This is a genomic window from Enterobacter sp. PI-10, assembly GCF_027947695.1.
GTDB lineage: Bacteria > Pseudomonadota > Gammaproteobacteria > Enterobacterales > Enterobacteriaceae > Enterobacter > Enterobacter vonholyi.
This window is the reverse complement of sequence record NZ_JAJNOG010000004.1, coordinates 431,850-446,500: the sequence shown is the minus strand read 5'-3', so window position 1 is coordinate 446,500 and position 14,651 is coordinate 431,850. Positions and strand designations below refer to the sequence as shown.

Here is a 14,651-nt window from a genome sequence, read left to right as displayed (position 1 = left end):
ATGGCGGGCCTGAAGCTTCAGATGGTGACCACGGCAATCAGCGTTACTACGGTCAGGATGGTTGCCAGACCGTAGAACACCCATTTCCCGCTCGGGACATGGATTTTCAGGTCATGCATCGCATGGTGAATACGGTGCAGGCCACACCACAGCGGCAGGACGATCATCAGGAAGATGAACACGCGGCCGATAAAGCTGCTCGCGAACGCCAGTACGCGTTCGTAGCTCAGCGCATCTCCCGGGAACAGCCCCAGCGGCAGCATAATGCCGACCAGCAGGATGATGACGGGGGCGATGATGGCACTCCACATGCCGCCTGCGCCAAACAGTCCCCAGAAGACCGGCTCGTCAGAACGTTTTGGATTTGGATTGATCACAGTAGTCTCCTTACCAGAACAGTGCGACAAACAGAATGACCACAGTGACCAGAATCGTCACTGCCCAGAGCCCTTTAATCACCGGCTCTGGCCCCATTTTCTCGTCTTTTACGATGATGTTCGCCGCTTTTGGCGCCAGCTCAAACCAGGTTTTGGTATGAAGCAGCGCGGCCGCGAGCACGATCAGATTCAGCACAACAATGATCGGGTTTTGCAGGAAACCGACGAAGCTGGCCCAGGCTTCCGGGCCATGCTTGAGGGCAAAAACGCCGTACATCAGCTCAAGGCTGAACCAGACCGCCGGTACCGCCGTGCCTTCACGCAGCATGTAGAAGCGATAAAACGGCAGATTTTTCCACCAGGTTGACGGCACAGGCCGCACGTAGGCTTTGCGTTTAGTCGTCATCATGCACTCCTTAGCGTGGTTTCAGGGTAGCGATAAGAAAGTCTTTCGAGCTTTCCACTTTACCCTGCTGAATAGCGGCGGCCGGGTCGACGTGCTTCGGACAGACTTCGGAGCAGTAGCCCACAAAGGTACAGCTCCAGACGCCGTTCTGGCTATTGAGCTGCGCCATACGTTCTTTTTTACCGTGATCGCGGCTGTCCTCGTTATAGCGGTGCGCCAGGGTAATGGCGGCCGGGCCGATGAACTCCTTGTTCAGGCCAAACTGTGGACAGGCGGCGTAGCAGAGGCCGCAGTTGATGCATCCAGAGAACTGATGGTATTTCGCCATCTGAGCTGGCGTCTGGGTGTTTGGCCCCTGATCCGGCGTGCGCGGGTTGCCAATGATGTACGGCTTAATGGCTTCCAGGCTTTCGATAAAGTGGGTCATATCGACCACCAGATCGCGTTCAATCGGGAAGTTGCCCAGCGCTTCGACCTTAATGCCTTTGGTGTACTCGCGCAGGAAGGTCTTACAGGCCAGCTTCGGCACCTTGTTGACCATCATGCCGCAGGATCCGCAGATTGCCATGCGGCAGGACCAGCGGTAGCTCAGATCCGGCGCCAGGTTGTCTTTGATATAGCCGAGCGCATCCAGCAGGGAGGTTTGCTCGTCATAAGGGACTTCATAGAAAGCGCTGTGCGGTGCGGCGTCCACTTCCGGATTGTAGCGCACCACTTCAACCTTCATTTTTTGCATCTCAGCCATTCGCCTTCTCCTTCTTCTCGGCGGCTTCTGCTTCTGCACCGTACACGCGTTTAGCCGGCGGCAGCGTGGTGATTTTCACGTCGCTGTAGTCCAGACGTGTGGTGCCATCCGCATCGCGCCAGGCGAGAGTGTGTTTCAGGAAATTGACGTCGTCACGTTCGGTGCAGCCTTCGTCCAGACGCTGGTGGGCTCCACGTGACTCTTTACGCGCCAACGCAGAGTGCGCCATACATTCCGCTACGTTCAGACCGTGGCCCAGCTCGATAGTGTAGAGCAGGTCGGTGTTGAATACGCTGGAGGTATCGGTGATGCGCACGCGCTTGAAGCGCTCCTGCAGTTCCGCCAGCTTGTCGACGGTTTTTTGCATCAGCTCTGGCGTACGGTAGATACCGCAGCCTTCTTCCATCGACAGGCCCATCTCGTCGCGGATCTTAGACCAGTTCTCGTTACCCTCCTGGTTCACCAGATCTTTCAGGCGTTTTTCAACGTCTGCAACCTGCGCATCCAGTGCGGCACCGTTGGCTTCGCCTGCGGTAGCCGCCCGCTCCATCGCGCGCTCGCCCGCCATGCGGCCAAAGACGACCAGCTCTGCCAGCGAGTTAGACCCAAGACGGTTGGCGCCGTGCAGGCCCACAGAGGAACACTCGCCGACGGCGAACAGGCCTTTAATTCGGGTTTCGCACTGCTGGTCGGTTTCGATCCCGCCCATGGTGTAGTGCGCCGTTGGACGTACCGGAATCGGCTCTTTCACCGGGTCGACGCCAACGTAGGCTTTTGCCAGCTCGCAGATGAACGGAAGACGTTCCAGCAGCTTCTTCTCGCCCAGATGACGCAGGTCGAGGTGAACGACGTCGCCTCGCGGCGTGGAGATAGTGTTGCCTTTGCGCCACTCGTGCCAGAAGGCCTGAGAGACTTTGTCGCGCGGGCCAAGTTCCATGTATTTGTTCTTCGGCTCGCCGAGCGGGGTTTCCGGGCCCATGCCGTAATCCTGCAGATAGCGGTAGCCGTTTTTGTTGACCAGAATACCGCCCTCACCGCGGCAGCCTTCCGTCATCAGAATGCCGGAGCCTGGCAGGCCGGTTGGGTGATACTGGACGAACTCCATATCGCGCAGGGGTACGCCATGGCTGAGCGCCATGCCCATGCCGTCACCGGTGACGATGCCGCCGTTGGTGTTATAACGATAAACGCGACCCGCACCGCCCGTCGCCATCACTACCGCGTTGGCGCGGATCTGGACAAGCGTGCCTTCCATCATATTCATCGCCACCAGGCCGCGCGCGTGTCCGTCATCAACCAGAATGTCGAGGACGAAATGTTCATCGAAGCGCTGAATTTGTGGGAACTGAAGGGAGGTCTGGAACAGGGTGTGCAGCATGTGGAAGCCGGTTTTATCGGCGGCGAACCAGGTTCGTTCAATCTTCATTCCGCCAAAGCGGCGAACGTTGACGCTGCCGTCCGGACGGCGGCTCCACGGACATCCCCACTGTTCAAGCTGGGTCATTTCCGTTGGACAATGATGCACAAAGTAGTCAACGACATCCTGTTCGCAAAGCCAGTCGCCCCCTGCAACCGTGTCGTGGAAATGGTATTCAAAGCTGTCATGATCCTGCGCAACGGCGGCGGATCCTCCTTCTGCTGCCACAGTGTGACTACGCATTGGATAGACTTTTGAAATCAATGCGATTTTAGCGTTAGGATTAGCTTGTGCTGCAGCAATCGCAGCACGTAATCCAGCCCCGCCAGCGCCTATTACGGCAAGATCGGCCTGAAAAGTTTGCACGACATTCCTCCAGATTTTTGTTATTTCGCAACGCGACAAACTAAAGGTAGTTCACCCGTCCAAAAGGACGATTGCGAAAGCGTTTCCACTGCTCCTTTATGGGTAAAACAGTATAACCGTGTAGATGTCAGGGAAATTTGACGTGTTCGATTTTTTTGCTGTTCTGTACGGCGATTTATCATGAAGATTGATGAAATACGTCACGAAAAAGTTCACCTAAATGAAATGCGCTTTTTTACTGCGCAAAATTTGTCTCTGCCCCTGCTAACGAGTAGACTTCGTGCCCTTGTCTGAAATCGGAGAACAACTCATGAGCGAAACGGCCACCTGGCAGCCGAGCGCATCCATCCCTAATCTGTTAAAACGCGCTGCAATTATGGCGGAGATCCGCCGTTTCTTTGCCGACCGCGGAGTCCTTGAGGTGGAAACGCCGTGCATGAGTCAGGCAACGGTAACGGATATTCATCTGATCCCGTTTGAAACCCGTTTTGTTGGCCCCGGCCACTCTCAGGGGATGAATTTGTACCTGATGACCAGCCCGGAATATCACATGAAACGCCTGCTGGCAGCGGGATGTGGCCCGGTGTATCAGCTGTGCCGCAGTTTCCGTAATGAAGAGATGGGTCGTCACCACAACCCGGAATTCACCATGCTGGAGTGGTACCGCCCGCATTATGATATGTACCGCCTGATGAATGAGGTGGACGATCTGCTCCAGCAGGTGCTGGACTGTTCAGAAGCCGAAACGCTCTCCTATCAGCAGGCTTTCCAACGCCATCTGGAAATCGATCCGCTGTCGGCGGATAAAACCCAGCTGCGTGAAGTAGCGGCAAAGCTGGATCTGAGCAACGTGGCGGATACCGAAGATGATCGCGACACGCTGCTGCAGCTGCTGTTCACCTTCGGCGTAGAACCGCAGATTGGCAAAGACCGTCCGACGTTTGTCTATCACTTCCCGGCAAGCCAGGCTTCACTGGCGCAGATCAGTACCGAAGATCATCGTGTCGCAGAGCGTTTTGAGGTCTATTACAAAGGCATCGAACTGGCGAACGGCTTCCACGAACTGACTGATGCCCGCGAGCAGCAGCAGCGCTTCGAGCAGGATAACCGCAAGCGCGCCGCGCGCGGTCTGCCGCAGCAGCCTATTGATGTTAATTTGCTTGAAGCCTTAAAAGCGGGTCTGCCGGATTGCTCCGGCGTGGCGCTGGGTGTGGATCGTCTGGTGATGCTGGCCCTGGGCGCAGAGCAGCTTGGCGATGTGATTGCGTTTACCGTAGATCGCGCCTGACGGCAGTTAACCCTCTCCCGTGGGAGAGGGGCGCCCTGCTTATCTTACAAACTCCCCGCCGGGCGCGTACGCGCCGCTGACGTCAACGTTCTTCCCGTTTTACGCCCGTCCAGGCTTTCCAGACGCATCTGGAACGGTGGGAACGGCATATCAATACCGTGCTCGCGGAAGCCTGCCAGAATCAGCTGGTGGATCTCATGGCGCAGCGGCATACGGTGGCCCATTTCGGCGGCGTAGATACGCAGCTCGAAAATCTGGATCCCCTGCTGTAAATCCACCAGGAACACTTCCGGTGCCGGGTTATCGATCACCAGCGAGCAGCGCTCTGCGGCTGTGTAGAGGATCTGGGTGACCTCTTCGCTGTTGGCGTCCGACGGCGCCGGTACCGTCAGCACCACACGGGTAACGGAGTCTGACAGCGACCAGTTGATGAACTGCTCGGTAATAAACGCCTTGTTCGGTACGATGATCTCTTTGCGATCCCAGTCGCTGATCGTTGTCGCACGTGTGTTGATCTTCGTGATGCTGCCGGTCAGATCGCGGATCGTGACGGTATCGCCAATACGGATCGGTTTTTCGAACAGAATGATCAGGCCAGAGATGAAGTTGGCGAAAATCTCCTGTAAACCAAAACCTAACCCTACACCAAGGGCCGCCACCAGCCACTGCAGCTTCGACCACTCAATACCGATCATCGAGAAGCCAACCAGTCCGCCAAACAGCATGATCAGATATTTGGTTATGGTCGTAATCGCATAACCCGTCCCCGGCGTTAAATCCAGATGCTGCAGCAGCGCCAGTTCCAGCAGCGCCGGGAAGTTGCGCACCAGCTGCGTGGTAATGATCAGCACCAGAATGGCAATCAGCACCGCCCCTAAGGTGATCGGCTCCAGGCTTTCAACACCCTGCACCGTGGACGTCACGTCCCAGAGAGAGATGTTCTCCAGGAAGCCGAATGCGGAGTGGATCTCTGACCACAGGAAGATCACCGACAGGAGGGCAATCAGCATCAGTATGGAACGAACCAGACGCAGGGACTGGGTGCTGATGGCATCCAGATCCAGTTCGACCTCGTCCGCTTCCGTCGTGCCTTCCGTACTGTTGACGTGGTTTGGCTCTTCCTCACCTCGCGCGCGCTGGGCGAGGATCTCTGCCCGGCGATGCTTGGCACGGTCAAAGGCCAGACGGCGCCGCTGGATCAGCATCCAGCGGCGGATCACGTGGTACACCACCAGCAGCAGGAACCAGATGGCCACCGAGGTTTCCAGCCTTGCCAGCAGCGCCTGCGCGGTTGCCAGATAGCCCACCGCGGCCGCCAGCATCGCAAACAGCGGCGCGCTAAGCAGCAGGTTCCAGAGCAGCCGATTGAACATGTTTTCGCCGCTGCCGGATTTATCGAGATAGAGCGGAATACCCGCGCGTTTCAGGCTGAGCGTGACGATGGCCAGCGCCCCGCATATCAGCATAAAGCAGAGACGGCCCAGCGAGCCTGAGAATTCCCGGTCGTTGAGATTGTCGAACATGATCAGCGCCATAATCAGCGGCACAATCAGCCCGATGCTCATCAGGTAGTAACGCATGGCGCGCGCAACGCGATTACGCGGCCAGCCAAAGTGGGTGATAAACAGGCCATTGGGGCGCGCGAAGGTGGCGCAAATCATGACTACCCACAGCAGCGGCACCGTGGCGGTGACGCCATCGCCAATCGCGACCGCGAGCGGATAGGGCCAGGCTTCCCGCAGGCCATACCCCAGCGTCATCCACAGCACCGGCAGCGGGGAGGCGACAAGAATCGACCAGAATACGGTGCGCAACGTTAGCCAGAAGTGATCCTGGGTGACTTTCCCGACCCTGGAGCTGGAACGCTCCAGGAAGCGAGTGAAATGTCTGCGCGAGTAAATGCTGAAGCCCACCAGAATCAACGCCCCCAGCAGCGGGAAAATGGTCTCTTTGCTGGTGAACATCATCACGCTGGCCTGTCCCAGCTGGCTGAAGGTGTCCAGCGAAATCAGGCGGCGCAGGTCCTGGACGATCTCAATCGGCCACGAGAAGGTCATCGGACGCACGTCGGACGTCCAGAAGAGATAACGGTGCGTCGCCTCGTTCACCTCTTTCAGCGCATCTTCCAGCTGGCTATTGGAGACTTTTAGCTTGGTCAGCTCCAGAATCAGCGTATCCCCGCCCTGGAGCAAAGAGTTCAGCAGTTCACGCTGGGTACGCAGCTGGGCTTCCAGAATACGGTTTTGCTCGCTGGTCAGGGGCTGTCCGTCAGCCTGACGGATCTGGCGGATTTGCGGCTGTTTATTAAGGAGATCTTCAAAGTGCAGTCGCTGAACGCGCAGCTGGGCCATCTCGGTATCCAGCTGTTGCGGCTTCGGCATTTCCGGCAGGCGCGCGACCTGGGCACGTAGCGCTTCGCCCAGCAGGTTTGATGACCCGAGCCACTGGGACTGCTCGCGCAGGGTGTTGAGCGCCTGGCGAACCTGAAGGGTTTGATTGGTGGCCTGACGCTGCTGCGAGGCAACCAGATCCATACGCTGCGCCTGCTGATTCAGCGCGGCAGAAAGCTCGCGGTTGACCTTAAACTGTTCGACGATTCCGGCAGGCAAGTTATCGCTGTTTTCTGCCAGCAGTTCGGTACTTTCCAGCGCGCGCTCCGCCTCGCGTTGACGCTGACTGTTGAGCTGATTGCGCAGGGCCTGAAGATACGCATCCAGTTGCTCGCTCTGCTTCTGAGCGAGTTCAGAGCGCAACCGCGACAGCTCCTGGCGGTTATTGGCGGAAAGCTGCGCCAGCTCAAGCTCATCGACAAGGGCTTTCAGGCGAGCCGATTCTGCCTGAAGGCCCAGATTTTGGGCCTGAGCCTGTGGCGTATTGCCGCTTTGCGTACCCACGCGGCGCTCAACTTCATTTAGCTGGCGACGGGCGTCGGTTTGCTGCTGCGGAAGCTGGCTGAGGGAGTCGGCAATTTCGCGCGCGCGCTCCTGTTCCTGCTGCGCCAGGCGGCTCTTTTCCAGAAGCTGGCTGCTGACCTGGAGGATCTCCTGGTTCAGCGCGTCGGAGGTCATCCCTGCGGGCACATCGCGCGGTTCGTCACGCAGATTATTGAGCTGCGCGCGCAGCGTCTGCGAGAGTTTGGGGAAGTTGTCGATAACCTGCTGATACTGCTGAGCGCGCTCAAGAGAGCCTTTCCGCTCCTCAAGCGCGTTCAGGGCAGCCTGGAGCGACTCGACGGTCTCTGGCTGAGCGGGTTTGGCCGCTTTTGCCTGCTCCAGTTCCTGGGTTATCTGTTTGGCGTCGGGGGATGTCGCTGCGTACGCCCCCATGCTGAGGCACCAGGCCATCAGTAGAACGATAATCGGGCGCACGTCAGCGATCCTTCTGTTGTTAGCCTTCGTCTTTTTTGTCGTCAACCAGCGGGCTGGCGTCGTGCTCGGCGTTAATCTCTTCCTGTGACAGCGGTGCTGGTTCTGCTTCCAGCGTCACGAAGGTTTCGGTTGAGACCGCCAGCGGCTGGCCCAGCTTGGTGACCGACAGGCTTTCGAGCTGTTCAGCCAGCTTCACTTTGCCCGGCGCAAACAGGTTGATCACGGTGGAGCCCAGCTTGAAGCGACCCATCTCCTGACCTTTGAGCAGGGCCACAGAGCCTTCCGCTTCACCGGCAGGCCAGGTCCAGCGTTTGATCACACCTTCGCGCGTTGGCGTGATGGTGCCGGCCCAGACGGTTTCAATGCTGCCTACGATGGTTGCACCCACCAGAATCTGTGCCATAGGGCCAAATTCAGTATCGAACAGACAGATGACGCGCTCGTTACGGGCAAACAGGTTCGGCACGTTCTGCGCGGTCAGGTGGTTTACGGAGAACAGGTCGCCCGGGACGTAAATCATTTCACGCAGGATACCGTTACACGGCATATGCACGCGGTGATAGTCGCGCGGTGACAGATAGGTAGTGGCAAACGTACCGTTGCGGAACAGATCCGCCATCAGGTAGTTACCTGCCAGCAGCGCTTCCAGACTGTAGTTATGGCCCTTCGCCTGCAGGATTTTGTCGTCTTCGATGTTACCCAACTGGCTGATCACGCCGTCTGCTGGCATCACCAGGACGTTAGGATCGGTGTTCAGCGGGCGCACTTCGTCACGCAGCGGGCGCACGAAGAACTCGTTGAAGGTGCGGTAGCTGGCGGTGTCCGGCTTTTGCGCCTCTTTCATGTCGACCTTGTAATATTTTACGAAAAGGTCGATGACCAGTTTGGTCAGCCAGCCCGCGCGTTTGCTTGCGCCCCAGCCCGCCAGGCGAGTGAGCCACAGTTTTGGCAGAATGTATTGAAGCGAAAGTTTAAATGCGTTTAACAAGGTAGCCTCCAGGCCATTGTTTTGTCGTTCCTGATCCGGCGTTAAGCCGCCGGAACCTGAAAAAGGGGGACGATTTTAGCGATGCTTAGCTTAGTTGTCAGTTATCAGAATCAGAAAAGTTTTTACGCGTTTTTACGTCTTCCATGCTCTCAAGAATACGGTGGTAATTCTCGAAGCGGGTTTCCGCGATCTCGCCTTTCTCAACCGCTTCACGGATGGCGCAGCCTGGGTCGTTATCGTGTTTACAGTCGCGGTATTTACAAGCGCCTAAATAATCATGGAATTCGACAAATCCGTTAAAGATTTGTTCCGGCTCAAGGTGCCACAAACCGAACTCACGCACCCCTGGGGAGTCGATCACGTCGCCGCCGTGCGGGAAATGATACAGACGCGAGGCGGTGGTGGTGTGCTGGCCCAGACCCGAGACGTTGGACACATCGTTAGTCAGGATCTCTTGCTGGAGGCCAAGCAGGTTGTTCAGCAGGCTCGATTTACCCACGCCGGACTGGCCCGCAAAGATGCTGATACGGTCGGTCAGCGCCTCTTCTAACGGCTTAAGGCCATCTTTGGTATGGCTGGAGACCATCAGCACGCGATACCCGATCTTACGGTAGATATCCATCTGCTCATTCACGAAGGCCATGCCGTCGTCATCCAGCAGATCGATTTTATTCAACACGATGATCGGTTCAACCTGCAGCGTTTCGCAGGCGACAAGGTATCGGTCGATAATGTTGAGTGAAAGTTCGGGTAAAATCGCCGAAACAATGACGATCTGGTTAATGTTGGCGGCAATTGGTTTTACGCCATCGTAGAAATCCGGGCGGGTGAGCACCGACGTGCGTTCATGCACGGCTTCAACGATGCCCTTAACCGTGACACCTTCAGCGGCCTCTTTACCCGGACGCCAGACCACGCGATCGCCGGTCACCAGGGAACGAATGGTCCGGCGGATATTGCAACGGTGAATGTCACCGTCGGCGGATTCGACATCGGCATGCATACCGAAACGGCTGATGACTACGCCTTCTGTCGCTTCACCAAACAGGTTGTCGTCATAATCCGGCTTCTCCGAAGTGGTTTTAAGACGGCGCTGGTGGTTGGCGTTTACGCGGCGCTGCTGCCCTTTGGAGAGTTTATTTTTACTCAATCGCGCTGGCTCCTGGTCGCCCGTAAGGGGCAAAACCTCTATGATACACTCTAATTAATACTAGTTAACCTGCTACTGCCGGTTATGCGAGAAGGGTGGAAAATAACATGAGCGCGGATGAAAACAACCTGATTTGGATCGATCTCGAAATGACCGGGCTGGATCCCGAGCGCGATCGCATCATTGAAATTGCAACTCTGGTGACGGACGCCAACCTGAATATCCTGGCTGAAGGGCCAACGATTGCGGTGCATCAGTCCGACGACCAGCTGGCTTTGATGGATGAATGGAACGTGCGTACCCACACCGGCAGTGGCCTGGTGGAGCGCGTGAAGGCGAGCACGTTCGGCGACCGTGAGGCGGAGCTGGCGACGCTTGAGTTCCTGAAACAGTGGGTTCCGGCAGGCAAATCCCCTATCTGCGGCAATAGCATCGGCCAGGATCGCCGTTTCCTGTTTAAGTACATGCCGGAGCTGGAGTCTTACTTCCACTACCGCTATCTGGATGTCAGCACCCTGAAAGAGCTTGCGCGTCGCTGGAAGCCTGAAATCCTCGACGGCTTTAAAAAGCAGGGGACGCACCAGGCAATGGACGATATCCGAGAGTCCGTGGCGGAGCTTTCTTACTACCGCGAAAACTTTATTAAGCTGTGATTTTGCGATCCGGCGCCTTGCGTGGCCGGGTTTTTGTCGTTAAATTGTTCAGCTTGCCGATTTAATAAGCATTTGAACTTAATTTCGAAAAAATCGCTTTAAGGGGGGTTGCAGCTAAAAGGATTTCTCGTATAATGCGCCTCCCGTAACGACAGAGAATTACACGTTACGACAGCAACAAAAGCAGTGCAGATTTGCGGGAATAGCTCAGTTGGTAGAGCACGACCTTGCCAAGGTCGGGGTCGCGAGTTCGAGTCTCGTTTCCCGCTCCAAAATTTGAAAGTGCTTTCACAGCACAGACTGCCCAAGCGGGAATAGCTCAGTTGGTAGAGCACGACCTTGCCAAGGTCGGGGTCGCGAGTTCGAGTCTCGTTTCCCGCTCCAAAATTTGAAAGTGCTTCCACAGCACGGACCACCCAAGCGGGAATAGCTCAGTTGGTAGAGCACGACCTTGCCAAGGTCGGGGTCGCGAGTTCGAGTCTCGTTTCCCGCTCCAAATTCTTCTTCATCTCTAAAATATCCACAGCAAAAAGCGTCGCTGGGGGCGTTTTCTATTGTCTCTGAAATACTCTTGTGAACAGAGTTATCCACAGAAACTGCGCTTAACCGAAACAGGGTTAAAACTTAGCAGGGTGAATAATATCTCCATAACGCGCTGTATTTAAAACATAAAATTTGATTTCAAAATGTTATTGAGATCACTTGACCTCTTCTCCAGCCCAGATGGCGCTTGAGTTTGTAATTTTATTCACAGGCTGTGAATAGTTCAGGCATCCCGCGGAAGCCCTTTTTCAATCACCCTCACCAGACGCTGTTTCTTCGGCAGCTGCACCTCGACAACGCAGGCATTACGTTTCTCAATTTGCTGCGCAATCGCCCACTCGATGTGCTCATCAAGAAGTGGGTGCTCACCTCGACGGCTTTCAAGCGCCCGAATATTCGCTTCATCCCACGGGGCATTCCCCAGCGCGACGGCAACATTACGCAGCCAGCGCAAATGACCGATACGGCGAATGGCCGAACCCTCCGTCACCTTCAGGAACCAGGCCTCGGTCCAGGCGAACAGTTCAATGAGCTGCGGCGCATGCAGCGCCTTACGCGGGCTGAAATCCTCTTCGTCCGTGAGCTGCGAATAGCGGTTCCACGGGCAGATCAGCTGGCAGTCGTCGCAACCGTAGATGCGGTTGCCAATAAGTGGTCGGAATTCCTCTGGAATGGCCCCTTCCAGCTCGATAGTGAGGTAGGAGATGCAGCGGCGTGCATCAACAGTGCAAGGCTCGACGATAGCACCCGTCGGGCAGATGGTCATGCAGGCCACGCAGCGCCCGCAGCCTTCTTCGACCGGGCCGTCTACCGGCAGCGGTAAATCAATCAGCAGTTCGCCCAGGAAGAAGAACGATCCGGCGTCACGGCTGAGGATAAGTGAGTGCTTACCTGTCCATCCAAGCCCGGCTTTTTCGGCGATCGGGCGCTCAAGAATAGGCGCAGAATCGACAAAGGGTCTAAAATTCAGCGAAACACAGTGCTGCTGAATGGTTTCCCCGAGTTTTTTTAAGCGGTTACGCAAGAGCTTATGGTAATCACGACCCAAAGCGTACCGGCTGACGTAACCCAAAGAGGGATTTTTTAGCGTGCGCGCAAAGGCCGCGTTGGCGGGTAGATAGTTCATGCGCACGCTGATGACGCGTAATGTGCCCGGTAAAAGCTCGTGAGGACGGGCGCGCATCATGCCATGACGCGCCATCCATTCCATTTCGCCGTGGTATTGTTTGTCCAGCCAGGCCTGCAGTTTCGGCTCGCTGGCGGAAAGGTCGGTATCGGTAATGCCCACCTTCTGGAAGCCAAGCTCAGCACCCCACTGTTTTATTTTTTGCGCTAATTCATTGAGATCGAGGGGCTGTGACATGACGGACCATACGGTGAAGAAAAACCCCGCAAGTATACCACATTCCATCTGGCATGCGGATGACCTCCGGCGTGCCGAAAAAGAGGCCGCAGACAGCCTCGGGATTACCCTCTATGAACTGATGCTGCGTGCGGGTGAGGCGGCGTTTAACGTTGCCCGCAGCGCGTACCCGCAGGCTGCTCACTGGCTGATTCTGTGCGGGCACGGCAATAACGGCGGTGACGGCTACGTCGTCGCCCGTTTGGCGGTTGCGGCCGGTATCCGCGTGACCTTGCTGGCTCTCGAAAGTGATAAACCGCTGCCGGAAGAGGCTGGCGCGGCGCGGGAGGCATGGCTGAACGCAGGCGGTGTAATTCATGCGCCTGATATCGTCTGGCCGGAAGAGGTGGATCTGATTGTTGATGGTCTTCTGGGCACCGGGCTGCACAGCGCGCCGCGCGAAAATATTGCCGCGCTTATTGAACACGCTAACAGACATTCCGCGCCGGTAGTCGCCCTGGATATTCCCTCTGGCCTGATTGCAGAAACCGGCGCGACGCCGGGGGCGGTCATTCAGGCTGCCCATACGGTGACCTTTATCGCCCTCAAACCGGGGTTACTGACCGGTAAAGCGCGAGACGTCGTTGGCGTGCTGCACCACAATGCGCTGGGGCTGGAGAGCTGGCTGGCCGGGCAGGAAATGCGCCTCGCGCGTTTTGATGCGTCGCAGCTTGCAGCGTGGCTCCCGCCGCGCCGACCAACGTCCCATAAGGGCGATCACGGCAGGCTGGTGATTGTGGGAGGAGACCACGGTACGGCTGGTGCGATTCGTATGACGGGTGAAGCGGCTCTGCGCAGCGGTGCCGGATTAGTGCGAGTGCTCACTCGCATTGAGAATATTGCGCCCATAATCACCGCCCGGCCGGAACTGATGGTCCATGAGCTTACGCCCCAGGCGCTTGAAGAAAGCCTGGAATGGGCGGATGTGGTGGTGATTGGCCCCGGGCTTGGGCAGCAGTCATGGGGTAAACAGGCCCTGCAAAAGGTCGAGAATTTTCGTAAACCGATGCTGTGGGATGCCGACGCGCTTAACCTTCTGGCAATAAACCCGGATAAGCGTCACAATCGCATTCTGACACCACACCCCGGCGAAGCCGCGCGCCTGCTTAACTGCAGCGTGGCAGAAATTGAAAGCGATCGCTTACTTTCTGCTCAGCGTCTGGTAAAACGTTACGGAGGTGTTGCTGTTTTAAAAGGGGCAGGAACCATTGTTGCCAGTGATGAGATGCTGGGCATTATTGATGCCGGAAATGCGGGCATGGCGAGCGGCGGAATGGGCGATGTGCTTTCCGGCATCATCGGCGCATTGCTTGGACAGAAACTTCCCCTTTATGATGCAGCCTGTGCGGGCTGCGTGGCCCACGGTGTCGCGGCGGATAAACTGGCTGCGCGTTACGGTACACGCGGTATGCTGGCCACGGATCTTTTTTGCACGCTGCGGCGTGTTGTTAACCCGGATGTGATTGACGTAGAAAATGACTAATCGAGCGATTCCTTTACCTGATGAACAAGCCACTTTAGAACTCGGCAAGCGCGTGGCGCAGGCCTGTCAGGGGGCAACCGTCATTTATCTGTATGGTGATTTAGGTGCGGGTAAAACCACCTTCAGCCGGGGTTTTTTGCAGGCGTTAGGGCATAACGGGAATGTGAAAAGCCCAACCTACACGCTGGTAGAACCGTACACCCTTGAAAATCTCATGGTGTACCACTTCGATTTATACCGCCTTGCGGATCCTGAGGAGCTGGAATTTATGGGGATCCGTGATTATTTTGCCAACGACGCCATTTGCCTGGTGGAGTGGCCGCAACAAGGTGCGGGTGTGCTGCCTGACCCGGATGTCGAAATTCACTTAGATTACCAGGCTCAAGGGCGTGAGGCACGCATCAGTGCTGTTTCCTCATCAGGCAGTTCCTTACTGGCGCGTCTGGCCGGTTAAGCGTAGGGATG

12 protein-coding genes and 3 tRNA genes are annotated in these 14,651 nt (G+C 56.6%); 7 read left to right on the top strand and 8 right to left on the bottom strand.

What is annotated here, in order from left to right; translation table 11 throughout:
• Positions 1 to 17 precede the first annotated feature (17 nt).
• Genes frdD through frdA form a run of 4 tightly spaced genes read right to left on the bottom strand, consistent with a single transcriptional unit; the run spans position 18 to position 3,311 of the window.
• Positions 18 to 377: a fumarate reductase subunit FrdD gene (gene frdD / locus LRM19_RS12640; protein WP_000609653.1), complete on the bottom strand. Its 360-nt coding sequence runs from the start codon at positions 375 to 377 to the stop codon at positions 18 to 20.
• A gap of 10 nt (positions 378 to 387) precedes the next feature.
• Positions 388 to 783 carry a fumarate reductase subunit FrdC gene (gene frdC / locus LRM19_RS12635; protein ID WP_111965403.1) on the bottom strand — a complete coding sequence of 132 codons (396 nt, stop codon included), beginning with the start codon at positions 781 to 783 and terminating at the stop codon, positions 388 to 390.
• 10 nt (positions 784 to 793) lie between these two features.
• On the bottom strand, positions 794 to 1,528 hold the full coding sequence (locus LRM19_RS12630) for a succinate dehydrogenase/fumarate reductase iron-sulfur subunit (protein WP_023310124.1): 735 nt from the start codon (positions 1,526 to 1,528) through the stop codon (positions 794 to 796).
• Complete coding sequence (gene frdA / locus LRM19_RS12625) at positions 1,521 to 3,311, bottom strand: fumarate reductase (quinol) flavoprotein subunit (RefSeq protein WP_008502932.1); 1,791 nt, start codon at positions 3,309 to 3,311, stop codon at positions 1,521 to 1,523. Before frdA ends, LRM19_RS12630 begins: the two co-directional genes overlap by 8 nt.
• A 310-nt stretch (positions 3,312 to 3,621) precedes the next feature.
• On the opposite strand from frdA, the gene epmA reads away from it, so the two are divergent.
• Entirely contained in the window at positions 3,622 to 4,599 is a 978-nt protein-coding gene (gene epmA / locus LRM19_RS12620; RefSeq protein WP_127729343.1) for an elongation factor P--(R)-beta-lysine ligase, read from the top strand.
• 44 nt (positions 4,600 to 4,643) lie between these two features.
• Here the strand turns inward: epmA and mscM are convergent, their stop codons facing one another.
• The 3 genes from mscM to rsgA form a co-directional block, all read right to left on the bottom strand.
• Entirely contained in the window at positions 4,644 to 7,967 is a 3,324-nt protein-coding gene (gene mscM, locus LRM19_RS12615) for a miniconductance mechanosensitive channel MscM (RefSeq protein ID WP_271369025.1), read from the bottom strand.
• Between the two features lie 19 nt (positions 7,968 to 7,986).
• Complete coding sequence (gene asd / locus LRM19_RS12610; RefSeq protein WP_271369024.1) at positions 7,987 to 8,955, bottom strand: archaetidylserine decarboxylase; 969 nt, start codon at positions 8,953 to 8,955, stop codon at positions 7,987 to 7,989.
• Positions 8,956 to 9,052: 97 nt separating this feature from the next.
• Positions 9,053 to 10,105, bottom strand: coding sequence for a small ribosomal subunit biogenesis GTPase RsgA (gene rsgA / locus LRM19_RS12605; protein WP_023334242.1), 1,053 nt, complete (start codon positions 10,103 to 10,105; stop codon positions 9,053 to 9,055).
• 107 nt (positions 10,106 to 10,212) lie between these two features.
• On the opposite strand from rsgA, the gene orn reads away from it, so the two are divergent.
• From orn to LRM19_RS12585, 4 genes are all read left to right on the top strand, one after another.
• On the top strand, positions 10,213 to 10,758 hold the full coding sequence (orn, locus tag LRM19_RS12600) for an oligoribonuclease (RefSeq protein WP_023310130.1): 546 nt from the start codon (positions 10,213 to 10,215) through the stop codon (positions 10,756 to 10,758).
• Between the two features lie 196 nt (positions 10,759 to 10,954).
• Positions 10,955 to 11,030 (top strand) — tRNA-Gly (locus tag LRM19_RS12595).
• A gap of 36 nt (positions 11,031 to 11,066) precedes the next feature.
• Positions 11,067 to 11,142, top strand: a tRNA-Gly gene (locus LRM19_RS12590).
• Between the two features lie 36 nt (positions 11,143 to 11,178).
• Positions 11,179 to 11,254: transfer RNA gene (locus tag LRM19_RS12585), tRNA-Gly, on the top strand.
• A gap of 270 nt (positions 11,255 to 11,524) precedes the next feature.
• Here LRM19_RS12585 and queG read toward each other — a convergent pair.
• Entirely contained in the window at positions 11,525 to 12,664 is a 1,140-nt protein-coding gene (gene queG, locus LRM19_RS12580) for a tRNA epoxyqueuosine(34) reductase QueG (RefSeq protein ID WP_271369021.1), read from the bottom strand.
• Between queG and nnr the strand changes: the two genes are divergently transcribed.
• Together nnr and tsaE are read left to right on the top strand one after the other, a co-directional pair.
• Positions 12,663 to 14,186: a bifunctional ADP-dependent NAD(P)H-hydrate dehydratase/NAD(P)H-hydrate epimerase gene (gene nnr, locus LRM19_RS12575; protein WP_271369020.1), complete on the top strand. Its 1,524-nt coding sequence runs from the start codon at positions 12,663 to 12,665 to the stop codon at positions 14,184 to 14,186. The genes queG and nnr overlap by 2 nt on opposite strands.
• On the top strand, positions 14,179 to 14,640 hold the full coding sequence (tsaE, locus tag LRM19_RS12570) for a tRNA (adenosine(37)-N6)-threonylcarbamoyltransferase complex ATPase subunit type 1 TsaE (protein ID WP_013095283.1): 462 nt from the start codon (positions 14,179 to 14,181) through the stop codon (positions 14,638 to 14,640). Before nnr ends, tsaE begins: the two co-directional genes overlap by 8 nt.
• Positions 14,641 to 14,651 lie beyond the last annotated feature (11 nt).

Excerpts from the sequence above, each read along its gene's own strand:
- nnr (WP_271369020.1), top strand. The coding sequence starts at position 12,663 with ATGACGGACCATACGGTGAAGAAAAACCCCGCAAGTATACCACATTCC.
- orn (WP_023310130.1), top strand. The coding sequence starts at position 10,213 with ATGAGCGCGGATGAAAACAACCTGATTTGGATCGATCTCGAAATGACC.
- LRM19_RS12630 (WP_023310124.1), bottom strand. The coding sequence starts at position 1,528 with ATGGCTGAGATGCAAAAAATGAAGGTTGAAGTGGTGCGCTACAATCCG.
- tsaE (WP_013095283.1), top strand. The coding sequence starts at position 14,179 with ATGACTAATCGAGCGATTCCTTTACCTGATGAACAAGCCACTTTAGAA.
- frdC (WP_111965403.1), bottom strand. The coding sequence starts at position 783 with ATGACGACTAAACGCAAAGCCTACGTGCGGCCTGTGCCGTCAACCTGG.
- queG (WP_271369021.1), bottom strand. The coding sequence starts at position 12,664 with ATGTCACAGCCCCTCGATCTCAATGAATTAGCGCAAAAAATAAAACAG.
- epmA (WP_127729343.1), top strand. The coding sequence starts at position 3,622 with ATGAGCGAAACGGCCACCTGGCAGCCGAGCGCATCCATCCCTAATCTG.